Annotated in this window: 24 protein-coding genes and 1 pseudogene; 17 read left to right on the top strand and 8 right to left on the bottom strand. The window is 60.4% G+C overall.

The features are described from left to right. Positions 1 to 234: 234 nt before the first annotated feature. The 4 genes from N5D91_RS10645 (at position 235) to N5D91_RS10630 (ending at position 5,739) form a co-directional block, all read left to right on the top strand. Positions 235 to 2,166, top strand: a complete 1,932-nt coding sequence (locus N5D91_RS10645; RefSeq protein ID WP_180854963.1) for a site-specific DNA-methyltransferase — start codon at positions 235 to 237, stop codon at positions 2,164 to 2,166. Continuing rightward, a complete protein-coding gene (locus N5D91_RS10640; protein WP_180854964.1) occupies positions 2,156 to 4,540 on the top strand; it encodes a DEAD/DEAH box helicase family protein in 2,385 nt (794 codons plus the stop codon). The genes N5D91_RS10645 and N5D91_RS10640 overlap by 11 nt, the downstream gene beginning before the upstream one ends. 61 nt (positions 4,541 to 4,601) lie before the next feature. Next, entirely contained in the window at positions 4,602 to 4,883 is a 282-nt protein-coding gene (locus N5D91_RS10635) for a hypothetical protein (protein WP_180854965.1), read from the top strand. A 49-nt stretch (positions 4,884 to 4,932) separates the two neighbouring features. After that, entirely contained in the window at positions 4,933 to 5,739 is an 807-nt protein-coding gene (locus N5D91_RS10630) for a hypothetical protein (protein WP_180854966.1), read from the top strand. 55 nt (positions 5,740 to 5,794) lie between these two features. Here N5D91_RS10630 and N5D91_RS10625 read toward each other — a convergent pair whose 3' ends face one another. After that, positions 5,795 to 6,271: a hypothetical protein gene (locus tag N5D91_RS10625; RefSeq protein WP_180854967.1), complete on the bottom strand. Its 477-nt coding sequence runs from the start codon at positions 6,269 to 6,271 to the stop codon at positions 5,795 to 5,797. Between the two features lie 720 nt (positions 6,272 to 6,991). On the opposite strand from N5D91_RS10625, the gene N5D91_RS10620 reads away from it, so the two are divergent. Next, entirely contained in the window at positions 6,992 to 7,606 is a 615-nt protein-coding gene (locus tag N5D91_RS10620; protein WP_180854969.1) for a relaxase domain-containing protein, read from the top strand. A 276-nt stretch (positions 7,607 to 7,882) separates the two neighbouring features. On the opposite strand, the gene N5D91_RS10615 is transcribed toward N5D91_RS10620, so the two are convergent. Further along, on the bottom strand, positions 7,883 to 8,257 hold the full coding sequence (locus N5D91_RS10615) for an HNH endonuclease (protein ID WP_099490556.1): 375 nt from the start codon (positions 8,255 to 8,257) through the stop codon (positions 7,883 to 7,885). A 390-nt stretch (positions 8,258 to 8,647) separates the two neighbouring features. On the opposite strand from N5D91_RS10615, the gene N5D91_RS10610 reads away from it, so the two are divergent. From N5D91_RS10610 to N5D91_RS10580, 7 genes are all read left to right on the top strand, one after another. Beyond that, entirely contained in the window at positions 8,648 to 9,232 is a 585-nt protein-coding gene (locus N5D91_RS10610; RefSeq protein WP_180854970.1) for a hypothetical protein, read from the top strand. 418 nt (positions 9,233 to 9,650) lie between these two features. Next, a complete protein-coding gene (locus N5D91_RS10605) occupies positions 9,651 to 10,169 on the top strand; it encodes an H-NS family nucleoid-associated regulatory protein (protein ID WP_180854971.1) in 519 nt (172 codons plus the stop codon). Between the two features lie 2 nt (positions 10,170 to 10,171). Next, entirely contained in the window at positions 10,172 to 10,549 is a 378-nt protein-coding gene (locus tag N5D91_RS10600) for a hypothetical protein (RefSeq protein ID WP_006375651.1), read from the top strand. 1,184 nt (positions 10,550 to 11,733) lie between these two features. Continuing rightward, the gene (locus N5D91_RS10595) at positions 11,734 to 12,168 is read left to right on the top strand and encodes a BLUF domain-containing protein (RefSeq protein WP_006375649.1); all 435 of its coding nucleotides are present in this window, start codon (positions 11,734 to 11,736) and stop codon (positions 12,166 to 12,168) included. A 93-nt stretch (positions 12,169 to 12,261) separates the two neighbouring features. Then, positions 12,262 to 12,537: a hypothetical protein gene (locus tag N5D91_RS10590; RefSeq protein WP_032971143.1), complete on the top strand. Its 276-nt coding sequence runs from the start codon at positions 12,262 to 12,264 to the stop codon at positions 12,535 to 12,537. A gap of 61 nt (positions 12,538 to 12,598) precedes the next feature. After that, complete coding sequence (locus N5D91_RS10585) at positions 12,599 to 13,072, top strand: BLUF domain-containing protein (RefSeq protein ID WP_006375647.1); 474 nt, start codon at positions 12,599 to 12,601, stop codon at positions 13,070 to 13,072. A 183-nt stretch (positions 13,073 to 13,255) separates the two neighbouring features. Beyond that, entirely contained in the window at positions 13,256 to 13,639 is a 384-nt protein-coding gene (locus N5D91_RS10580; protein ID WP_032971140.1) for a response regulator, read from the top strand. Between the two features lie 96 nt (positions 13,640 to 13,735). Here N5D91_RS10580 and N5D91_RS10575 read toward each other — a convergent pair whose 3' ends face one another. Further along, positions 13,736 to 13,945 carry a hypothetical protein gene (locus tag N5D91_RS10575; RefSeq protein WP_139338727.1) on the bottom strand — a complete coding sequence of 70 codons (210 nt, stop codon included), beginning with the start codon at positions 13,943 to 13,945 and terminating at the stop codon, positions 13,736 to 13,738. A gap of 147 nt (positions 13,946 to 14,092) precedes the next feature. Here N5D91_RS10575 and N5D91_RS10570 point away from each other — a divergent pair. Then, positions 14,093 to 16,322, top strand: a pseudogene (locus tag N5D91_RS10570) (methyl-accepting chemotaxis protein). Positions 16,323 to 16,534: 212 nt separating this feature from the next. Here the strand turns inward: N5D91_RS10570 and N5D91_RS10565 are convergent. From N5D91_RS10565 to N5D91_RS10550, 4 genes are all read right to left on the bottom strand, one after another. Then, positions 16,535 to 16,813: a hypothetical protein gene (locus N5D91_RS10565; protein WP_125892001.1), complete on the bottom strand. Its 279-nt coding sequence runs from the start codon at positions 16,811 to 16,813 to the stop codon at positions 16,535 to 16,537. Positions 16,814 to 16,852: 39 nt separating this feature from the next. Then, positions 16,853 to 17,086, bottom strand: a complete 234-nt coding sequence (locus N5D91_RS10560; RefSeq protein WP_032971135.1) for a hypothetical protein — start codon at positions 17,084 to 17,086, stop codon at positions 16,853 to 16,855. A 117-nt stretch (positions 17,087 to 17,203) separates the two neighbouring features. After that, positions 17,204 to 17,680 carry a chemotaxis protein CheW gene (locus N5D91_RS10555; protein ID WP_046272126.1) on the bottom strand — a complete coding sequence of 159 codons (477 nt, stop codon included), beginning with the start codon at positions 17,678 to 17,680 and terminating at the stop codon, positions 17,204 to 17,206. 569 nt (positions 17,681 to 18,249) lie between these two features. Beyond that, entirely contained in the window at positions 18,250 to 18,774 is a 525-nt protein-coding gene (locus N5D91_RS10550; RefSeq protein WP_032971133.1) for an EAL domain-containing protein, read from the bottom strand. Between the two features lie 119 nt (positions 18,775 to 18,893). Here N5D91_RS10550 and N5D91_RS10545 point away from each other — a divergent pair, with 119 nt between their 5' ends. Together N5D91_RS10545 and N5D91_RS10540 are read left to right on the top strand one after the other, a co-directional pair. After that, on the top strand, positions 18,894 to 19,829 hold the full coding sequence (locus N5D91_RS10545) for a PAS domain-containing protein (RefSeq protein ID WP_139338728.1): 936 nt from the start codon (positions 18,894 to 18,896) through the stop codon (positions 19,827 to 19,829). A 15-nt stretch (positions 19,830 to 19,844) separates the two neighbouring features. Further along, complete coding sequence (locus tag N5D91_RS10540) at positions 19,845 to 20,273, top strand: response regulator (protein ID WP_065427813.1); 429 nt, start codon at positions 19,845 to 19,847, stop codon at positions 20,271 to 20,273. Here N5D91_RS10540 and N5D91_RS10535 read toward each other — a convergent pair. Then, positions 20,237 to 20,758 carry a response regulator gene (locus N5D91_RS10535; RefSeq protein WP_050559897.1) on the bottom strand — a complete coding sequence of 174 codons (522 nt, stop codon included), beginning with the start codon at positions 20,756 to 20,758 and terminating at the stop codon, positions 20,237 to 20,239. The two genes, N5D91_RS10540 and N5D91_RS10535, sit on opposite strands and share 37 nt — an antisense overlap. Positions 20,759 to 21,807: 1,049 nt before the next feature. On the opposite strand from N5D91_RS10535, the gene N5D91_RS10530 reads away from it, so the two are divergent. Beyond that, positions 21,808 to 22,041, top strand: coding sequence for a hypothetical protein (locus N5D91_RS10530; protein WP_106468504.1), 234 nt, complete (start codon positions 21,808 to 21,810; stop codon positions 22,039 to 22,041). A gap of 48 nt (positions 22,042 to 22,089) precedes the next feature. Further along, positions 22,090 to 22,704 (top strand): hypothetical protein, encoded by a 615-nt coding sequence (locus tag N5D91_RS10525; RefSeq protein WP_032971128.1) that lies wholly within the window; start codon positions 22,090 to 22,092, stop codon positions 22,702 to 22,704. Positions 22,705 to 22,712 lie beyond the last annotated feature (8 nt).

Raw genomic sequence — 22,712 nt, 5'->3', positions numbered from 1 at the left:
ACATCCATGCGCGGAGGGGCTAACTTGCTGATTGTATTGGTCGAGGCGAAAATGGCGAAGGGGATGAGTTGCGACCTTTCGGAGGCGCAACGGCTGTGCGGCGGCGCAGCCCATGAGACGGAGTTCGGGTATGTTCCGAAGCGTCGTCCTAGGGCTTTTTCAGCGCATAGGCTTCCCATGGCCCTAAGGCCATTTTTGCGGCTGGTCCGCGATCGAAGAACACAAGGTAATCAGATGAAATACGAAGAGCTGTCCAGGGCAGCGCTCATCAAGCTGCTGCAAGAGCACGATGCCGAACGCGCTGAAGCAGGGAGAGATGGCATCGTCTTGAACTACAGTGGGCGCACAGCTCCTTGGCAGATCGTTCGTCAGGTCAAGCCTCGGATGTTTGACTTCAACAAGCGCGCTTCCGTGGGCAGCGCTGAGGAGGAGTGCGTTAACGAACTCTGGGATGGCGAGAATCTCGCCACCATGGTCACGCTTTACAAGTATCGTGGCCAAGTAGATCTGGTGCTGACGGACCCGCCATACAACACCGGCGAGGACTTCCGTTACAACGACAAGTGGGACAAAGATCCCAACGACCCGGATATGGGCGATTTGGTGGCCAAAGACGATGGTTCGCGCCACAGCAAGTGGCTGCGATTCATGACGCCTCGTCTTTGGATGATGCGAGAAATGCTCAAGCCTGGTGGCGTCATCGCCATCTGTATCGATCATCGAGAACTCTACAGGCTGGGGATGCTGATGGATGAGATTTTCCACGAGGAGAATCGCATTGGCATCATCAATTGGCAGAAGAGCTACTCTCCAAAGAATAATGTTGGCAAGAAGTCCCATGTGTCCACTTCCACAGAGTATGTGTTGGTGTATGCCAAGGATATTGATCGCGCCAAGACCACCTTGATGGAGCGCAGCGAATCAATGAACTCGCGCTATGGTTCCCCCGACGGGGACCCCGAGTTGTGGACACCTGGTGACCTGACGGGGCGTGGAGCGGACACTCACTGGGGGCAGGTGTATGCAGTTCAATCGCCTTTTACAGGCGAATTGATGTCTCCATCGGAGGGGCGGTGCTGGGCGCTCGAAAGGTCGAAGCTTAAGGCGCTGCTTGAGCAATGGGGTTGTGAATACCGGAACGAGGACCAACACGATGGCCGAGCTCCAGCTCTGGTCATCAAGGGGTCTTTGAGCGCAGCAAAGAAAGCCGCTGAAAAAGTGCTCAAGGCTGGGAACTGGCCCCGCGGATATTGGCGCGACCAAGGAAAGGGCCATTTCCGTGCGAAGGTCTACCTCAATGAGGTCAAGAAGGGCGTTGTGCCAATGACCTACTGGGCAGATGAGTCATTCGACGCCATCGATGATCTGGGTAGCACGTCTTGGGACCATGAGCAGAGCGGGCATAGCCAGAGCGGGCTGAAGGAGCTCGGTGCTGTCGTTGGGAAAGATCACGGATTCACGACCGTAAAGCCGCTCAAACTGTTCAAAAAAATTATTCAAATCTGGTGTCGAAAGGATGGAATCGTATTGGATCCGTTCGCTGGGTCCGGGACAACGGGGCACGCGGTTTTGGAGCTGAATAAAGAGGTGGCTGCCACTCGTCGCTTCATCATGATTGAGCAGGGGAACGACGAGAAAGGGGATCACTACGCCAAGACCTTGACGGCTGACCGCATTAAGCGCGCCATCACGGGGAAGTGGAAGTCAGGTGAGCGGGAGGGCTTGGGCGGAGGCTTTCGATACTTCTCTCTCAAACGAGAGAAAGTGGATGCCAACGCAGTGAATGCTCTCGCTCGCGAAGAGATGATGGACCTGCTGTTGGTCAGCTACTGGGATCGCAATGACAAGGCCAAGTCCTATCTTCGGAGATTGGCTGCCGGGGATCATAAGCACCTGTTTGCTGTGAACAGCCGCAACGAGGGCTTCTTCTTGGTGTGGAGCGCTCCTGACCAACCTTCGGCGCTGACGCGGGCCGTATTCAAGGAAATCGCGCAGGAAGCAAAGGGAGCTGGCTTGGCGGGGCGTTATCACGTCTACGCTGCACTGGCGCCTTACACCGGCAGCGACATTGAGTTCTATCAAATTCCGGACAAGGTGTTGGAGCACATTGGCTTCAACGCCCGTGCAGACGCTTACAACAACGATGGTGGCATGGATGCAGATTGAGCTCAAACCCTTCCAGGTGCGTGCAGCCCAGCAGATCGCTGGGCGATACGCTTTTTTTGCTGGACACCCCTACAGGCCGACCTACAAGGGCAAGCTCCCGCGTCCGTTTTATCAGGCGCTGTCCGCCATCACGGGCGCCGGTAAGACACCGGTGCTGGCCGAGGCCGTCACGTTGATGCGCATGCACATGGGCGTTGAGCCCATCGTGTTCTGGATGAGCAAAGCCAAGTCGGTTGTCCAGCAGACCTATACAAATTTTTCCGGTGGCGGAAAGTATGCCGAGATCGTTGACGATTTCCGTGTCATCCGGGCGGCACAGCTGGAACCCAACCTGATCTCGGATGGGAGTTCTCCCCTCATCGTGATGGCCACGACCGGGCTGTTCAACAACAAAGAGCAGGCCGATGGCGCGCTGAACATCTACAAGAAGGATCAAGACCTGTTCGGTGACCAATCGCCCTGGGAGCGATTGATCGCCCGTGATGCCGGTGGGGTTCGGCGGCCGTTGATCATCGTCTACGATGAAGGTCACAATCTGTCCGAACAGCAGACCCAGATCTTGGCCGAACTGGAGCCGGAGGCCTACCTCTTGGCCAGCGCGACGCTCAAGCTGCCCTTGAACTTTGCTAAAACCGTGCTGGCTCCCCAGGAAAGCTGGGTCGATGAGGCGGGCGAGGATGAAGCCAGTCTTGAGCGTTTTGCGCTGTTGGCAGCGGTTGACGGGAAGGGCGCTGCCGACGCCACTGCATTTGCCATCACCGCGGTGGACAGCAACGCGGTCATCAAGGCTGAGCTGATCAAGACTTCCATTCAGTTCGACGGCACCACCGCGCCGATGGAACGTTGCTTGGACGATCTCCATGATCGGCTCCAACTGATTGAGCAGGAAATTCAGGGTCGGGCGCTGGGGTTCACACCGAAGGCCATCTATGTGTGCAAGACCAACATCACCGACGACGGTGATAAGGACGATCACACCAAGCCCTTTGAACACCGCAATGCTCCGCCGATCCGCATCTGGCGCTATCTGGTTGAGCAGAAGAAGGTGGACCCGGCCAAGGTGGCCATTTACGCCGACCTGAAATTCGCCGATGGCAACAAGCCCGACGCAGTGAATTTGTTCTCGAAGGGCGAGAGCGATTTTGACGAATTTCAGGCCGGCGACTTTCAGCACATCATTTTCAACCAAGGTTTGCAGGAAGGTTGGGACGATCCTGCTTGCTACCTTGGCTACATCGATAAGTCGATGGGTTCTCAGATCAAGGTTGAGCAGATCATTGGCCGCGTTCTGCGCCAATTCGACGCCAAGCATTACGATTCACCGTTGCTCAACAGCGCCCATTTCTTCTTGCGTGTGGACAAGAAGAACGTGTTCACCGAATCGATCGAGGCCGTGCGGGCCAAGCTCCAAGAATCTGGAGCAGCCATTGAGATCGTTCATACCTATGGCGGTGGGGAGGGCGGTTCAGAAGATCTCGGCCCCAAAGAGGGGGTTTCAGTGCTCCTTCATCAGGTCCATGCGGACGCCGACGACGCAGTGGGTGCCATTGCCCAGTTGGTAGCGCAGTTCCCCACCTTTAAGGAAGGAGAGATCGATACTCAGGGCGACGCACACAGCAAGACCGAGACGGTGGACATCTCTGACTTGGCCAAGGAGATCGGCCACGACTGGACGGCCAGTGGGCACGCGAACCGGGTGCGCCTGCGTTGGCTGGTGAGCAACGCCATCCGTGGGCGCTCTAGGGCCGCATTGGCCGTGGTAGACCTAAAGGCTTCCAAGTTTGACGTGAGGGTGGAAGCCGGTAGCAACGCCGCAGCTGCAGCTGACACCCTGGCTAGGGAGATCGTGTCCACCTACTACCAGCTGACCTCGCTGGTGTATGAATCTGAGCTGGAGTTCACGTTCTCGACCATGCGCGTGCCGAAGAAGGCGCAGGCCTTCGAGAACGGCCTCTATCCGCGATACGCAGGCCTCAACAAGTTTGAAGCCCCGTTCGCCGCCGCCTTGGACAAGGCCGGACACACATGGCACCGGAACCCGAGCAATGGGGGCTTCCGTATTCCGCTGTTGTCGGAGGGGGACAGTGCCTCCTTCTCACCGGACTTCCTAGTCTGGAAGGGCAAGTATGTGTTCTGCCTGGACACCAAGGGCTCGCACCTGCTCACCGATGCCGTGGCTCGCAAGCTGTTCGATATCCAAGATGAGGGGGCGACCAAACTGTTGACCCGCTTTATTTCCGAGGGCAAGCAAACCGCGATCGGTGGCAAGGCAACAAAGGATGGCTACACCGTATGGAAGATGAAGAACGGGTCGCCCACTCCGATCCATGTGTCTAATCTCGATCAAGCCGTGAAGGAATGTTTGAAGGCTTGACAGACTGACTCTAGACATCTCCCGTGGCTAGGGAATGCTGTCTCACATTGGAGAATGCTGGATGAGTGAAGCGGATCTCGTATGCGAAAGCGTCGAGTGGGTGAGGTGCGAACTGCGTGACCTCATGGGTAAGCAAAAGAAGGAACGTCCGTGGCTAAAGTGCCCCAATGAGCGGGAGTGGGCCATTGCCAAGCTCTGGGACCCGGACATGTCTGACACGGAGTGGGCATACGTTCTTAAGCTCCTGCGCCCGATCATTGCCGAACGACAGCGCCGGCGCATCTTGGAGGTGATCGGCGGTGCCGCAGCGAATCCAAAAAAGAAGCCTCGTCGGAAAATGTAGACCCTGCATGCGGCCGTTGTTTCCTGCTCCGGCGATCTGAAAGATGAAGATGGCAGCCAAATTCAACCAAATTCTCATCGTGGATTCCCTCCCGGAAGGCCAACTCAACACCGCAGCCCGCCTGTTCGCGGATGCCCAAGACTGGGCGCGGGTGATCGGCGACGTTCCTCACATCGCCAGCGTTCGTGTTCCTTCCAGCGGGGCTTTTCTCGATCTGTTGGCCCAGCTTGCTCAGCAAGCATCCAGGGAGCCCTACGTGCCGTTGCTTCACATCGAGTGCCACGGTGGAGAGGGCGGGCTGGAGTTCGCTGACGGGTCTTGGTTGACGTGGGATGACATGAAGCCGGCGTTCGTAAACCTCAACGTGGCCACGCGCTTGAACCTCATCACGGTGGTGGCCGCATGCCATGGGGGCGCCATCGCCAATTTTGTTCGTGCTGAGCATCGGGCGCCGTTCTGGGCATTCTTGGCCCCCAAACGGCAGCTATCGGCAGGAGATCTGGAAACAGCGCTGTCTGCGTTCTATCAAGCCCTGCTGATGACCCGGTCCTCGGAGCGGGCCATGAGTGCCCTTCGGGCAACGCAAGCTGGCGACGAGTTCTGGCAGTTGAGCGCGCAGACCATCTACCGCTTGATTGTCGAAGGCTACGCGGAACACCACCTTACGGACGAGGCCGTGGGACAGCAGGCCGAGCGTCTCCGGGCCCACGCTGCGGAACATGGCGCTGTTTGGACGCAGGCGCAAATCGAGGCCATGATCCGTGACCCAGGAATCTTTGAAGGGTTCCGCCGGGAGTTCTTCATGATCGACCTGTATCCGGAACACGAAGAGCGTTTTCCGCCCGTCGCGCTCTAGTCACCCCCTCGATTCTCCAGTGTCTACGTCCGTCCCCCGGAGGCGGCATATCCCTTCACGGGCCCAATCCCGACCTGAGCGTCCCATGGTTCAGCAGGCGAAGCAGGCACTCGGCCACGTCCAGTGCGGCGGCGGCCCACTCGTCATCATCGCCCAAATGCGGCTCTTCCTTCCCCCCGTGGAAGAGGTTGTTGCGCACGCGGCGTGCCGCTTCGAGCAATGCACCGGCATTGGATTGCTGAAGGGGCAGGCGCTGGAAGACAGCGTGGTTGAGGCCGTTGATCACCGCCACCTCCTGGACCATCGGGCGATCACGTGGAGGTGTGAGGATTTGCTCGTGCGTGCTGTCCGACACCCGATCGAAGAAGAGTGAATCGTCCAGCCGTGACACCGCTTCATCCACCGCGGGCCAGTTCACCTGGGCCATTCGGTAGGGACCGGCGCGAAGAAAGCCTGGATCGTTCTTGAGGCGAAACTCCAACTGCGCGAACGCCCGCAGCAGGTCGAACGCGAGGGGATCAGAGACGGGCATGGGCGCCTTCAAGGTCGGTGGAGGACGTGGGCTTTTGAATCTGTCGGCCAGAGGCCGCAGATTCTGAGTTTAGCCGTCCCGAAGCACTGGACACCGCGCCGCTCTCTGTTTGCATGGGGGAGAAGGAATACAAACGTATTCCATGGGAGATGGGTATGGGATTCGAAGGAAGCGGGCTTCTTTCTCGAAAGGACGTCCTCCTCTACACCCTAACGGCCCCTATCTGGCTTCCTCGAAATTGGGTTGTGGGCAAGGTCCGGCGATGGCGGGACGACTTGCGGACGCCGCCGATCATTAGGTTGCTTGAAAGCTGGGAACGCGAACCTGCTCTGGATGCCTTGAGGCATTTGATCGCAGAAGGCGCCGACGTGAACGCTCGGCGCAAGGAAGATCAGGAGACTCCGCTGCTCATGGCTGCGAGGCGTGGATGGGTCGAGGCCTGCCGCGTGCTGTGTGCAGCGGGGGCTGATCCGAATTCTCAACGGCACGATGGGTGGGTGGCTCTCTACTCGGCTGATCTCTACAGACATGTTCCATTGCTCACTGTGTTGCTCGAAGCTGGGGCAGACCCGGATGCCTTGGCAAGCACTGGGTCGCCAGAGATCAGAAATGGCATCGACGAATGGAAGGCGAAGCGGGCCGCCGCACATTTGAAAGTATCCCTCCCTGGCACTGAGGAGCCCGTTCGGACGAGCAAGCCGCGGCTATGAGGCTGATCCCATGAACCTGCAACTCACATGCATCTGCCGGGAGGACGTGTTCGCCGATGGGTTTTCCTTCGCAGAACTGCTGGACGCGCCCTTGGCTGCGTTGCGCTGGGGTGGTGCGTGGTTGACCCAGTTGAAGCCCGGTGGGCCGGTGACCGAGGACGCCATGCGGCGCTTTGCTATGGGCCAGGAGCTCGATGGGCAACAGCGGTTGTGGGAAGGCGAAGACCACCACACCTGTGCGGCGGGCTACCGAGTCTCGTTGCGCCTGCCCAAAGGGTTCGCGGCGTTACTGGACACCGACAGCGAGGAGAGGGCACGACTACAGGCTGCCCACCGCCACGCCGTTGACCATGCGCTGTCGTCCCTGCCGTTCCAGCGTGATCACCGGGTGCTCTTCGTTGCATCCGATCGGTTGGAGGATGACTGGACGCACCACTGGTTGTTCGCCATCGCATGCGCACCGAACGGAAAGTGGGAACGGCTTGCGCTGAGCTTGCGGTTGGCGGCCAGCGAGGACGCTTACACCCACGCCATGGGTGCCTTCATGGAAGCGTTGCTGGAGACCAAACGATTGGAGCGCTTCTTCCGCCCAGCCCCCGTGGGCCGACCGAGGCAGAGGCTGTGACGCTGACGTCCAAGCCTCCCTTGACGGCCGTGCTGCCGAAAGTGTCCCTTTCTTCAACCTTGCGCCAGGCATTGGCCGCACGCGCTAGAGCAGCCGGGGTGAGCGAGAGCGAAGCCGTGCGCCAATGGCTCACCGCCTACCTGGCGCGCCCCCAGCTGCTGCGCTCTCCCGTTGCCGGCCCCAGGGACGACCGCCTGCCGCCTATCCGGGCTTCCCGAGACCTGGCCGACCGCGTCCGCCGCGAGGCGCAGCGGCAGCACGTGAGCGTGGCGGAACTCATCCGTCGGGTGGTTGCGTTCCACGCGTTCTGAGGCGCAACTTGGCCACGCTCGGCGGGTGCCACTTGCCCTTCGCCAAGCGTTTCTGCACGAACGCGCGGTAAGCCTCGGGGGAGGGCGGCGATTTGCGTTTGTGCCGGCGTGTGTTGCAGAGCCAGCAGGCGGCAGCGATGTTGCCTACCACGTCCTTGCCGCCTTCTTGTTGGGCGACCAGGTGCTCGGCGGTGCAGCGGAGCGGCGTGGCCGTTTTGGCGCGCAGGCCGAACGGCTTTAGTTCATCGGGAGAGGCGTTCCACATCGGCACGCTGCAATAGCAGCACCGGCCCTTCTGGGCGAGGAAAGCCTCGGTTCTCAACCGTTGGAGTTTGGGCATACTTAGATCTCAAAAGACAGGAAAAACCATCCCGTCGTCGCTTGTGCGATCGAATCGGGAACCTGTTGCCTTGAGCTAAGCAGGCAATACGCCGGGGGCATTTCCCCTCGCGGCAAGGGAGTTATCGCGCCCCAGGGCGGTGGGTGTCAAGATGGGCCATGACCACCTTTGACCAAACCAATGATCTGCTCGACGCCTCGGTAACGTTGTGTCCGGTTCCGGCCAGCGGGGAGGAGACCGATGCCTGAGGGCGGAGCAGCACCGGACGCATGGCCCGTTTGGTTGAAAGAGCCGCGCGTGCAGCGGGCAATGGAGTGGGCCGACCACGTGCGGCGTTGGAACGAGGAGCAACTCTATGGATTGGTCCTACATGGGCCGGAGCCAGACCACATGGCGGTCGTGGCTTTCGCGGTGGTGCACGAGCACCAATCGTCAGCCATGCTCCTGGTCAAACATGGGCTGTTGGGCTCTGCGACGGCATTGATGCGGCCTGCCTTTGAGGCGTTCGTGCGCGGGCTGTGGCTGCAATGGGCCGATGACCAAGAGCTGGCGCGGTTCCAGAAGGGCCATGACACTGCAACCCCAGAGAAGATGATCCGCAGGGTGGCCCAGCGTTCCGGTGAAAAGCGTTACGCGGATTTGTTGGATACCTGGGAGCAGTCTCAAAAGACGATGCACGGCTACGTCCACCATGGCTACCAGTCCCTGATCCGTCGTTCCGGCGTCATCGACACGTCCCCTGACGAGGTGGTGGACCTGTTGGGATTCAGCGCGTCCATGGCGCTCCATGCTTCTCTCGAAACCGTGGAACTCGCCGGAAAGCGGGTGCCAGAGGAAGAAGTGGCTACCCGGCCGCAGTGGGTTGCGGAGAAGCAACTCGAGATCGTCACCATGCTGCGCGACATGGGCCTGGTTCAGGTGTTGGGTGACGCGGCGCCTGCCCCACCGACCTTTGACTGTGGCGGGAAGGCGTAGGGCAGGAGTGTTCAGCGCGCAAAAACTTGCGGGAATTCGTCGCAGTTTTTGAGTGGAGAAGTGGGGTTCCCCTTTACAGGCCCCGAAAACGTGGTTTCCTAAAACTGTAGCGCTTGTCCATGAATGGGGTGGTGCTGCACAAGGAAGGCCGGCAAAGCCGGCCTGGTGGATTAAACCTTCATGAATTTGTGAGTAAATCGTGAAGGAGCTTGATTTCTCGGATCGTTTTCTTGATCCCGAAGCATCTTTGCTGCAAGAGCGGCAACTCATGTAGCAGCCAACGGAAGCTTCAACGCTGTGAGAGGTGAAACTCTCACAGCGTTTTCATTTGCAGAGAAGGGCTGGCCCGGCGCCCGGTCGGGTGGTCATGCGAGGGGCGATGGGCTATAACCGTTGGATTCCCGAACGGAGCGCTCCTTTGGCCCTGACCACCCTGAAATCCCTCAACGCCGAAATCAAACAGCTCGAAGCCCAGAAGAAGCTGGTCGAGAAGCGCGACGGTGAGGTTCCCAAAGCCCTGGCGGTCCTCCAGAAGTATGCGAAGGTCTTGAGTCTGGCCCAGCGGCGGCAGGTGGCCAAGCTCATCGGAGAAACGATCGACGCCAAGCCGGCGCGTGCCGCCAAGGCTGCCGCAGGTCCCCTCAAGGGGCGCAAGCTTGGCAAGGTGGCGCCGAAGTATCGCCTCCCAACCGGTGAGACGTGGGCTGGTCGGGGTTTGGCCCCCAAGGCCTTCACCGCATGGGCCAAGTCCGCCGAGGGCAAGGCGTGGGCTCAGGCCAACCCCGGAGCGAAGTTCCCCCCGGCTGGTGGCACGGTGAGGAAGGCACGCGCTAAGGTTGCCAAGAAGGCGGGCAAGCCGGTGACGAAGGTCGCCCAGAAGGCCGTCAAGAAACTTGCGAAGAAAGCCGTCGTCAAGAAGGGCAGCAAGAAGGCCTGATCATGCGCGGCCTGTTCCCCAAGAAGAAGAGCCGGCTCTCGCCCCAAGGCAAGGCCATTGCGGCCGCCCACGTGCTGCTGGACAGTGCCGAGGGCCGATTGGACGAGAAGGCCGCCGGCAGGCGCTTGCGCGAGGAAGTGGGCCTTCAATGGTCCTACCTGACCTGCATCCAATGCCTGTCAGGGCAAGAAGCCTTGGCGGCCATTGAATCGCTGCCCAAAGGGTGGCAGGACAACGGGCGCACCCAGGTGCACCTGTTGGGGGCTGCCGTCATGGCGGCGCACACGGGAGCCAACCTGCGTTCGGACGGCAGCTCGCTATGCGCCAGCTACTTGCGATCGCCACACGACTTTCACGCCACTGTCACGCGGTTGTGGTGATCTCACCCCAAGCGAACAGGAGATTGCTGAGCGCCAATGGCCCGGGCGCCTTGACTTGCTGCCAACCCGCGGGCCTGTAGGATCCCATCATGGAGCTACTTTTGCCTCTTGCTATGGTTATCTTGGCCTGCGCAACTGGTCTGGCGCTGCTCCAACTTGTAATCGCGCTCTTCAAGGCGCTGTCCTGCCGGGAATGGTTGCGCCGCAGGAGAGCGAAATGATACGTTCGTTTCGCCACGCCTGCCAGAGGACTCGCGCTTGGCACAGCCCCACAGCGACATCGATTTGGGCCGGAGTCCGCTATTCGTTGACGGGCGACACCGGCTATTTCAGGTCGCACGTGGATGGCGTTTGTCTCGCGTGCACCGGGGGGGGATGAATCGGCGGAGCAATGAGCGCTTCGGCTGAGCCTGGCGGGCCGCCAAAGGATTTAAGCCCTACACAGCCCGCTCGGTTTGTTTCGCTTACAGATCGGCCGTTTGTGGTGCGGTGAGCCCATCTACCCGGACGGCCGAAATGAAGGGCGGCGCGCAGGCGTTGCCCTCACCTCTGCCGCTGTCGGATACTGATCCTGTCCATCGTTCGTAGCTCGCAATTCGCGCCGCCCACGGAGCCACAAGAGGGGCGAATCGATCAATCAGGCCAACAACGAGCAGCCCGATGATACGTAGCAAGCTTGCTCACAGACGCGTTCTCGCCGAGGGCGGACCGATTCTGGTGTGGTTGACCTCGTTTAAAGATCATTACGTATTTACCGCCAGTGGCATCGGATTGTCTGGAAAATACGGTGTGGCGCTACGGCAGGACACGAAAGCAAGTCGGAGAGCCCTCGAAGCGCGCTTTGCGGGGTCGAAGTTTCACGAAGTGTTCGTGAGCGATGTGCCAGCTTCGGTGATCAGTGTCAACCGGTCTCTGACGTCGGCTGGGCCGCGAGACGGGATATTCTTCCTCTGCAACACAGAGGTCGTCCAAGCCGCGGTTCTCGCGCACCTCGGGGCCGTGATCCCTAGCGAGGTCATCGCTCTTGCAGCCAACTTGAGTCGGGGACGGGGCTAGCCATGGTGCACTCTTAAAGGTTCAGGAATAGCGCAACTGAAAACTGAAATTCAAGCTGGCCTGCGTTTTGTACACAGCTGATCCACGTTGGCCGGCTTGCACTGGTGCCGAGTGAAAGGTAGCCCGTAATGTCTAAGTGTGCGGTGGTGTTCGTAAGCGCGGCTGTGGAAGAGATCGGTGAGGAGCGCTTGCCCGAAGTCATGCGTGCAGGCCGAGAGTTCAATGCCAAGTGCGGCTCGCGTGCAGTTGTATGCTTCGACGGCAGCAGGTTTTTAACATATTTGGAAGGCACAGCGAGTGCGGTGGCTGCGAGCTCCGTTTACACCCAGTCCTTCACCCTGCATACCGAAATCGTTGAGCTGGCGCGGGGATCCATCCAGCAGTTGCGGTTCCCTGCGCATGCATTGCTCTTCCTGCGGATTTCAGAAGCCGAGCTCAAAGCACTGATGAGGTCGAACTGGGTGAATTTCTCCCAACGCTTCGGAGGGAAATTCATCCCAGAAACGGGGATGGAGCGGCTTGCCGCATTGGTCGGCAATCGTCTCGATGACGTTCCGCAGTGATGGGTAACGGATTTCCTCTGTAGGCCGCCCGATTCACGTTGCACAGTGGAAGCAGGGGAGTTATGAATTTGAGGCATTCGACAGGGGCATGCCATGCGGTTGGAATTTACTCACAGCCACATCTACCCAGGGGCCACCGCGTCCCTGACAGGCGAGCAGGCTGAACTGGGCGAGAGAGCCACCTGCTTGGTCGAGCTCAGTGACGGCGTGGTCCTCTCGACCAGCTGTCTGATTCAAGGGGGGGAGATCATGCTATTCATGCCGGACTACCTGACCGCCCGTGGGGCAAAGATTCCGGCGAAGGACTGGGTGCTGCGGAAGGATCTGGAAACAGGCGCCTGGAAGGCAAAATCAAAGGTTGCCGTGTAGCACTTGTTGCTCTTCCCGACCCGTCAGGTTGTTGGGTCTGAAGCAATCTTAGGAGCGTGTCATGCCAAACCGTGCGGTGGTTTTTGTGAGTGAGGCCAGCCCCTACCTTAGCCTTGGGCGGCTGGTTGAGTTGATAGCCGACGCGGAGCGGTTCAACAGACAGGCCGGCGTGACCGGGGTGACCTTGTACGACGGGGCCCGGTTCCTGTCCTACCTGGAGGGTCCACCGGATGGCCTTCGCGTTGCCTACGCCAGGGCATCCGAAGCGCGCAGCCACCTGAACTTCATCGAGTTGGCACGCGGGCGTGTCTCGCAACGTCGGCTGCCGCGGTGGCCTATGCGGCTGTTTTTGGCCAAGGAGGGCCAGCTGCAGAGCATCGCGATGGCAGACTGGGCCAGCTTCTCTCAGCGGGGCGATGCGGACGCAATGAATGCAACGGCGATGGATCTCCTTGTGCGCTTCACGGGAGGGCCGTCTGCCTCAGTCTACGTGGGGCCCCTCTCGAAACCACTCAGCGAAGGGGAGGCGAAATGAACATCGTGGCGACTGGTCTGTCACCCGGCGGAAGGATGCTGGGAGCTCCTCTCGCGCTCCCGATGAAGCGTTGGCAAAGCTGAGCAGATTCCGTCTGCCGAAAGCAGAAGTCGTCCCAACTAGCTTGAACCAGCTGCTGACCGTGTGGAAAATTTGACCCGACCTTGTGGAACGGCAATCCACATGAACGTTCTCTTCGTGGACATTGAAACCTCCATCTGTGAGGTGGTTGGAGTCGAACTAAGAGAGCTCGGCTATGACGTCGAATGCTTGGAATTCAGCTCAGGAGCCTTGCGCGCAGCGCAAGCGGGGCACGTCGACGTCGTCATTCTGGATGTGCCCGCCAGCCCTGACGCCCGGCGCAGTGCATACAAGTTGGCAGACGAACTTCGGCGCGATGGCATCGCTGTCTTCTTTACCTCCACGCTTCATCCGAACGATGTGATCAGCCGGCACCGGGATCGGGGTGTTTTGTCCAAGCCCTACGGCGTCAAACAGATCGCTTCCTGGATCGAGGCGCTTGGCAAAGATTGCAGAGGCGAACCGGCAGGCGCGCACGTGCGCTAGCTGACTGGCAACATGCATCCGCCCTTTGGAGTGCATTGGACCGCAAGCCTTCCTCTTTACAGTGGATACGCTGGAAGCGAACGTCGCTGCTGCCCATCAATGCGCGCTACTTGCATCATCAGAAGCACTGTCGTTCAGCACCGTCACTTTCAAGACGGCGACCAGATCGTTGTCCTGCAGACAGCGTTCAAGAACTGGCTCCTGAATACGTCGTTCGCCATTGGATTTCCCGACTCCAGCAATCGGCCGCTTTCTGATCGAGCGGAGCAGGCCAAGCGCGCTGTTGGCCACGGCGAGCGAGATCAAAGGCCACAGTTACCAGGAGGCCTTCGTCAGGTCTCCTTTCGCCGCGCTTATCTCCATTCATAGCGCGTTGAGTGCTTCAAGCCACGGCGACGCCGTGTTCTTCCTGTGCGCCGAAGAAGCCACGTCGGAAGCATCTCCAAAAAACTGATGCTGGCATTCGCCATAACGACCAGCATGACCTTGGCGTTGGGCATCTTCACTATTGTCCGCGCGTCACATTCGAAGCAGGAGTTGTCCAGGATTGAGTCCGTCTGGGCGCCTGGCAGCTATGCCATCGGAGAGATGCGTGCGCAGTTCGGCGATCTCCGCATCTACGAAACCTCCCAGGTCAGCGAAGCCACTTCCGCTGAGGCCGTCAAGCAATACGAACAGCGGATCGTGGCGGGCAAGGCCAAGATCAACGAGCTGGTGAAGCAATACCTGCGGTCCTTCGCCGATGGCGAAGATGCCGCGTTGTTCAAGCCGGTCAGCGCTGCGTTGAGCGATTACTTTGTCATCCACGATCAGCTTCACGCTGCGCTCCTCGCTGGCGATGCCGAGGCCGCGCAGACGATCTCGGTGACAGAATCCAGGGCAAAGCGCGTGGCGCTGTTCGACGCCATGGAGAAAGTCAGCGAATACAACCTTCGCGGCATGAAGGCTGAACTCGCAACCAACGCAGCAAGCCTCAACAACCTGATGTCGATCACAGGCTTGGTCTTGGCGGTGCTGTACTTGGTCGCAAGCGTGCTGGGGTGGGCGATCAGCCGTTCGGTCACCCGGCCCATTGGTGAGGCGTTGCCCGCTATCCGCAGCGTGGCCAATGGCGACCTCAACGTGCGAACCGACTACCAGAGCCGCGATGAGGCGCGCCAGATGCTGCTCTCCCTCCGTCAAATGGTTGCCACCTTGGAGCGTTTTTCGAACGACACCAAGGTCATGGTCAAGCTTCACGAGGCCGAAGACATCTCGCACCGGATTCCGGAGGACCTGCCCGGTGTCTACGGCGAGCTGGCCAAGGGCATGAACACAATGGTGTTCGAGCACCTTGAGGCCATCCTGGATGCCATCCAAGTGCTCAACGAGTATGCGGCCGGTGACCTGCGGCGTGACGCGCGACGCCTGCCCGGCTCCCGGGCGTGCTCCACGAATCGATGGACGCTGCCAAAGCAAGTCTGCTGGCGATCAACACGGAGATCAAGCGGTTGGCAGTGTCGGCTGCCGACGGCGACTTCTCCGCCCGCGGTAACACGTCTGCGTTCCAGCACGACTTTGAATTGATGGTTTCGGACCTCAACCGTCTGATGGAGACAGCTGACCACAGCCTCAGCGCCGTCTCCACCTTGCTTCAGGCCATTGCCTCTGGCGACTTGACCCACCGCATGGAAGGCGACTTCCGCGGCGTCTTTGCGACGATGAGCGAAGACGCTAACGCGACCGTGGCTCAGCTGACCGATATCGTCTCCCGCATCCAGCAGGCATCCACGGCAATCAATACCGCGTCGACGGAAATTGCCGCGGGCAATGGCGACTTGTCGCGACGCACCGAACAACAAGCGGCCAACTTGGAAGAGACGGCGGCGTCCATGGAGGAGCTTACCTCCACCGTGCGCCAAAACGCCGAGCATGCACGCCAGGCCAGCGAGTTGGCCAGAGTGGGGCCTCGCGCGTGGCCGGGCAGGGCGGTGGAGTGGTCGGGAAAGTAGTGGAGACGATGGGGGGTATCGAAGCCTCGTCGCGCCGCATCGGGGACATCATCTCCGTGATCGATGGCATTGCTTTCCAGACCAACATCCTCGCACTCAATGCGGCCGTGGAGGCGGCTCGAGCCGGGGACCAGGGTCGAGGGTTCGCCGTGGTGGCCTCCGAGGTGCGCACGTTGGCACAGTGCTCTGCCTCTGCAGCCAAGGAGATCAAGGGGCTAATCGAGGACTCTGTGGCCAAGGTCGCTCAAGGATCGGCGCTGGTTGACCAGGCTGGCCAGACGATGTCTGAGATTGTCAGCTCGGTTGAGCGCGTGTCCAACGTCATTGGTGAGATATCTGCCGCCTCTCAGGAGCAGGCGTCGGGCATCGAGCAAGTGAACCAGGCTGTTTCTCAGATGGACGAAACGACCCAGCAGAACGCCGCGTTGGTGGAAGAAGCGACCGCCGCTGCCCGATCCATGGAAGACCAGTCGGTACAGCTGGCAACCGCCGTCGCGGTCTTCAAGGTGAATGAACGCGCGCAGGGAAAGACGCCAGCCACGGCCAGTGCAAGCTTGACCAAGCCAGGTGCTGTGGACGGCTCCCGCCTTTCTCAAACCGCCTACGCGGGCAAGCCAACCCCGCCGAAGGCATTGCCAGCTCGTCCCGCACGGCAGGTATCTGCGGACGCAGCGCACTGGCAGGAGTTCTAACCGCCCTTCCAAGGCCAGTGCGAACGCATGGTCGCTCGCAGGGCATGGTTGACCGAAGTTGCCGCTGAAGTCACCGTGGGTGAGGCCGCCTGGATGGCGGCCTCAGACCCGCAAGCGCGCCGAAAGCTCGGCGCCTTGCGCCGTGAGGCGGCGAGGCGGCAATGGCATTGGCCGAGGTTACGGCCGCCCGATGGCCGCTCCGCTTTGGCAGTTCAGCGGCTCGGAGACGGGGGAATGCCAGCCAATGGTTCCCTCAGGATGCCCAGCCATGGCTCGACGATCTCCTCGAACGCGAAGACATGGTCCCGGTGCTGGTCCATCCCTTGGAGGTAGTGCCGAATGCTGCGCTCAAACTCGTCTGCGACGTTGGCGTTGCCGGCGTTCGTGCGAAGCAGGAGCACTGTGGCCGCTTCCAGCGCCGCAACACGTATATGCATGCGATTCATTGCTTCTTGAAGACGCAAAAATGCGTCCCTGACCTCGTCGTTCACCAAGCCCTCCGCGAGCAGGCACATCAACACAGAAGAGGATCAGTGGCTGCTGCTTGAGCCCGGGATCGTCAGGCGAGCACGGTTGGCGGCGATCAAAAGGGCATTGCCAGTTCGCTCCGCTTGCGTCGGAGTCATCGTCGAGCCGCACATGGTCGAGTCACCGGCCGCGTTGCGAACTTGGTAAAGCCCGAGTGCAACCACTGCTGTTTCGGCGTCAATGCCGACTTCAAACCTGTCCAGTGGGAACCACGTTGCTCCGTCGAATTTCTCCATCGAGCGCCTCATGCACGGAATCGCGGTGTCAGCCAGAGATTACCGCAAAGCGTGGAACTTGGAACGCGCGCGAATCGGTTGCAACTGAAAGCGGCAGCACCGTGCAGCATTGGGCAATCAACCTGAATCGATCTCCAGCCGTTGCTGAATGGATAGGGCACGACCAGGGTCAATGACGGCGACGCGTTTGCCGTTTCCCAGCTGCACGCCCTGCGGGCAGAGCTCAGCGAATCGGTCGCTGTGAGCGGCAGGCTCGGCACGCCAGGCAGACAGGCTCTCGATGACCAAGACTTCGTCCACTGCAAGGGCGAACAGCTGAACCGCGGATTGAACCAACAGCATTGCTGGACAACCCGTCCCGACTGCATCGCCTCCGGTGATCAAGCCCAGATCAACCACAGGGACGTCTTGCCCTCTGATCGAGACTACAAACTGGCGGTCCCGGGTTCGGGTCAGCGTCTCTGGTCCGCGTATTTCCACGGCCGACTCGACATCCACACCGAACAAATCGCAGCCCACACGCACAATCACCAGCTCCAGCAATGGCTCTGATGAGGCCTGCAGAAATGGATCATAAGGCAGGGGAACGGTCATGGTTTCTGTGGGCAAAGACCAAAGGGCGATCGCATCATGCCCTTAATGTGTCCACCGTGGCAATTCATGCCCTAAGAAATCCGAGGCGTTCAGATTGGCAGGCCAAGGGCCTCACTCTGACAAGACCTGCCCGTCGTCCGAAGACGATGGGTTAGCGGTGGCTGTAGCGTTCGTGCCGGCCATTCGCTTCATGAACTCTTCCAACCTCATCCGGCTCACCGCTTGGTGGTTCTGGCAGTGTGGGCACACCATCACACCGGCGCCTTCCAAGTCCGTCAGGCCCTCGCCCGGTGCTAGCAGCGAGGTGAGACCACAGCTGCTACAAGTGGCCTCAACAGCATGCAGACGCGCCAGAGCGCCGTCGGAGGTCAGTTCTCCATTGACAAAGCGAAGCAAAATAAAAGCCGGTATTAGCCACGGGTAGGGTCCTGAAATAGGCCAGAGGCAGTCAGCGGCCTCAGCGATCTCGCAGACTTCCTGAAAGCGATACGCACGCTGCAGGATCCTTCCGCGTGCTTCCATCCGGGACGGTTCGTCGGCTGGAAGACCGAGTATCAAACTCCCTCGGGTCAGGGCGCAAGGAGCTCGGCCAACTCAATGGCGCTGATGGGTCTGGAAAGCGCGAAACCTTGAATTTCGTCACACCCAAGGCCTTGGAGCTTGGCGACCTGACCGTTCGTCTCGGCTCCTTCAGCGACGGTCGAGTAGCCCAGATCATGGGCCAGACCGACGATCGCTTGGACCTTGAGCAATGCGCGTTGGTCTTCGGAAATATCGTCTATCAGCGACTTGTCGAGCTTGAGCGTGTGAATGGGCAACTCGGTCAGGTACCCGAAATTGCTGTAGCCGCTGCCGAAGTCATCCACCCCGAGCCGAATGCCTGACGAGGCCATCCGCTTGAGTTGCTCGCCCGGCAGCGAGTTGACCCGCAGCCATTCTCCCTCGGTGATCTCGACCTCCACGTCCTGGCAATCCAACCCCTGCGCGTGGATTTTGGCCACGAGTTCATCGGCCATTCCTTGCCGCGCGACATTCCGAGCGGAGAGGTTGATGGAAAGGCTCAACGCAAGGCCAGCACGCTTCCATTGCGCCAATTGTGCCAATCCTAGGCGCAAGCGAGCGGCCCCTGGGGGCATTTGTGGCCGCGGCCACCCAGTCGCGTTACTCAATCTCCCCCGATTGGCAGCAGGAGCAGATTTATCGCCAAGGGGACATGGCCGAGCTCAAGGCCACTGGGGGCAACTGGCGTCAACAGCTGATCCACCCCGAGGACAGGCCCGCGGTGGAATTGGCCATTGCTCATGCCGCGGAGTTGGCGTCGCCGTTGGAGGTAGAACACCGCGCCTTGTTGCCAGACGGCTCCGTCCGCTGGATACAGTTGCGGGCAGTCCCGTTGATGGACAGCGAAGGCAACGTGAGCGAGTGGTTCGGTGCAGCCTCCGGCATCACCGATCGCCGCGTGGCTCAAGAGCGTTTGCAGCAGTTGACCGCAACGCTTGAAGAGCGGGTGCAGGCCGGCACTGACGAACTGATGGCGATGGAGGAACGGCTGAGACAGGGCCAGAAGATGGAGTCCCCCGGCCAACTGGCCAGCGGCATTGCCCACGACTTCAACAACATGCTCACCGGGGTCTCCATGGGCTTGGAGCTGTTGGAGATGCGCGTTGGCCAAGGCCGTTTGGAGGACCTGGGTCGCTACGTGGAGATGGCTCGAACGGGGGCCGACCGAGCTGCAGCGTTAACCCAACGACTGTTGGCGTTCTTTCGCCGGCAGACGTTGGCACCGTCGGCCATCCACGTGTCGGCCATGGTGAACAGGACGCTCCACATCCTGGCCCGCTCCATCGGGCCCTCCATTGAGATCGAGACGCGGTCGGATCAAGTGGAGGACGTCGTGCGGGTGGATGCTCCGCAGCTGGAAAACGCCCTTCTCAACCTTTGCATCAACGAGCGCGATGCGACGCCGGATGGAGGGCGCATCTCGATTGAGGCCGAGCTCTCACACGTCGATGGCGGACTGGCGGAGCGTTTGGTGCTGACGCCTGGACCCTATGTTCGCTTGTCGGTCCGAGACACGGGAACCGGCATGGACGCGAGCGTTGTTGAAAAGGTGTTCGAGCCCTTCTTCACGACCAAGCCGATCGGGTAGGGCACGGGGTGGGGCTTGCCGATCTACGTATTCACGCGCCAATCCGGCGGTCAGGTGGCGGTTGACTCCATCCCTGGGGTGGGAACCACGATGCACCTTTATTTGCCGCAAAGCACGGCTGATACCGATGACCGAATCCAGGAAACGCCCGCGCTTCCCCCAGCCACGTCGCCTGGTCGCTCGGTCCTTCTGGTAGAAGACGAGACCGCCATGCGCACGCTGGTGAAAGAGGTGCTGAGCAGTTTGGGCCACCGCGTGAAGGCGGCTGCAAACGGCAGCGACGCCCTCACTGTGCATGCCAGCGAAAAGCACTTTGATTTGCTGATTACGGACGTGGGCCTGACGGGCTCGCTCAATGGGCGGCAGGTGGCGGACGCGGGCCGGCAGCGCCGTCCGACACGCCGGTGTTATTCATCACCGGCTATGCAGCAAGCGTCGCGGTAGGAGCCGGCCAGCTTGAGTCTGGCATGGAGATACTCACCAAGCCGTTCGCCGCGGGGGAGTTGGAAAGAAGAGTGACCGAGTTGTTGCTGGAAGCCGTCAAAGCGTCGAACGAACCGTTCCCAGCAACTCCAGCAGCGTGAAAGCTCCTTGAGCAGCATAACGTCGTTTTCGAGGAAGTGTGGGTCTGCGCCGGGAACGCCCCCGTGACCGGTGACCAGCAGGACCGTCACGGAAGGGTGGCGTGCCATGGCGTGCTTGGCGAGATCGTGCCCGTTCATCCCCGGCAGGCCCACGTCGGAGATGAGGAGATCGAAGGCGGGTTGCTGCGCCAAGCGCTCCACAGCCGCTTCAGCGTCTCCGACCGCAGTGATGTCATAGCCGCTGTCTTTGAGAACGTCCTGCATCGATTCGCGGATGGCGACGTCGTGCTCTACAAGAAGGATGCGAGGGTACGAGAGGCAGTCATAGCAAACCTGGTTGATCAAAAATTCGAGGAATCATGCAGGACTGGGAGTAAAGCGCTGGTGCATCCCTGTGATGACGGCAATCACGGGAAGGCGAGGGCGCCGTCGCGCCTTGACGCGGTTTTGCCGCGAGGGCTGGATACTCAATCCCCACCCCTCCCGCCTGGACACTCCCACTATGGCCCGATCCGCCCCCGATTTGCCGGCAGCGTCGCCCCACGCCCTTCGCGTCGAAATCATGCCGCTGGAGTGCGGTGATACCGCGGTGATCGTCGAATTTGAATCCGAACCGCCCGCGTCGTGGCGAGCTCTTCTGACGAAGAAGTTGGCAGACGTGGAGGGGCTTGAGCTGGTATCCGCCCAGTTTGAGGGGCGGGTTCTCTACGTGCTGGGTGCGGAGGGGGGTAGGGGAGGAAGCGTCCACAGGGTGAGTCAATTGTTGCGGTCTCTTCCCGGACGTCCTGGGGGCTCAAACCTGCTGGATGAGCCTGTGAGCCGGGGCGTCCCGGGGCCGGAGCAGGCTCTAGCGACGCACGCCTGAGCGCGTTGTTCAAAAGACGAGTTAAACGCCCGGCCGGAAGATAGGCCGAGCTCGGTTCGATCGCGCTAGCATCGCAGATTGATCACGCAAGGCAGCTATGTACGTTGAGGTATACCACCGGGTGGGATTTTGGGCCGGGATCACCGGGGCGGAAGGTTGGCGCTGGCGGCTGGTGGCGCCACGCGGGCATGTTTTGATGGCTCCCCGGGAGACGTTCGCCAGTCGGCAGGCGTGCTTGGCGGCCTTGGCTCTGCTGCAGATCGGGCCCATTTCAGCGGTGGAGTCGGCCGGAGATGCCCCGAACGCGGTGGGCGCGGCCCCCTCACTATGTCCCGCCCTTTCAACGCCATGACGGCCACCCCAGGTTGGGCAGGTCACGGTCACATCGCCGGCATCCAATGAGGACTGGGTCTGATCCATCGGGGGGCATTTCGCTTGAGTGTGACTCCCCGCGTCGCAGGAAGGCGATCAGTTGAGGCCAGCGGCGTTCGCGTGCACACTGCTTTTGAACAGTCAGGGTTCGAGGGCCATGGGTACTTCCAAGCCGGGCAAAGATTTAGAACGGGTCACCTTGTCGGTGGGAGAGCACGTTTACACCTCCGAGATCTGGCGGCTCAGTGAAAGCCGTTGGGTTCTTCTCGCTGTCGAGGTCCACGGCGTGGGAGGGCGCTCGGATTTGAGCATCAAAGCGTCGTCGTGCCTCCATGCGTTGGACGCGGGAGAGCGGATTGCGTCTGAGATTCTCAACAACCCCTATGGCTGAATTGGCGTTGGAAGGTTCAATCGACGGAATGGATCCCAAGGACGGCAGATGAGCATTTTGAACGTGTTGCTGAGTGCCGATCACTTGGCTGTGACCGTCGATACCCTTGCGCAAGATGCTCAAACCGGGGCGCACTCAGAGGGCGCCAAGTTGCTTCTGCTGCCTCAGCACAACGCCGTCTTGGCCACGCGTGGGTCGGCCCAGTTCTTCCTAAGAATCTACGAGCTCTGTCTCCAAGCCAGTTTTCGAGCAGACTTCACGATAGAGCGGCTGTCCGGCGAGCTTGGCGGCGTGATTGATCGCCTCTGGCCAAACTACGTGAGCGCGGCGGCAGCCGCTGGCATACCCATCAGCGCTATGCACACCGAGTTGGTTTTGGGCGGCTGGTCGGCGCACGCCCAGCGCATGGTTGCCACCGCTTATGCAAAGTCCGAAGATGGCCGTCCCGCCGTGGTCCAAGCGCTGGTGGGAGGCTTGGCGTCGCCAGGAGAGCCCTTGCGGAATCAGCCAGCAGGCATGGGACGGGCGGAGTTGATGGCAGCAGGACGCTTGCAAGCCGCTTACCTCAACGGCGACAGCGAGCGGCCATTAGCGGGCGGTCGTCTGTTGGCAGCAATTCTCTCAAAGGGCCAAGCAACCGTTCTCGATCTGGGAGGTCTCTAGGGGGCAGG

Source organism: Stenotrophomonas sp. GD03794 (assembly GCF_029842145.1).
Lineage (GTDB): Bacteria > Pseudomonadota > Gammaproteobacteria > Xanthomonadales > Xanthomonadaceae > Stenotrophomonas > Stenotrophomonas riyadhensis.
This window is presented reverse-complemented; position numbering and strand designations above follow the sequence as displayed.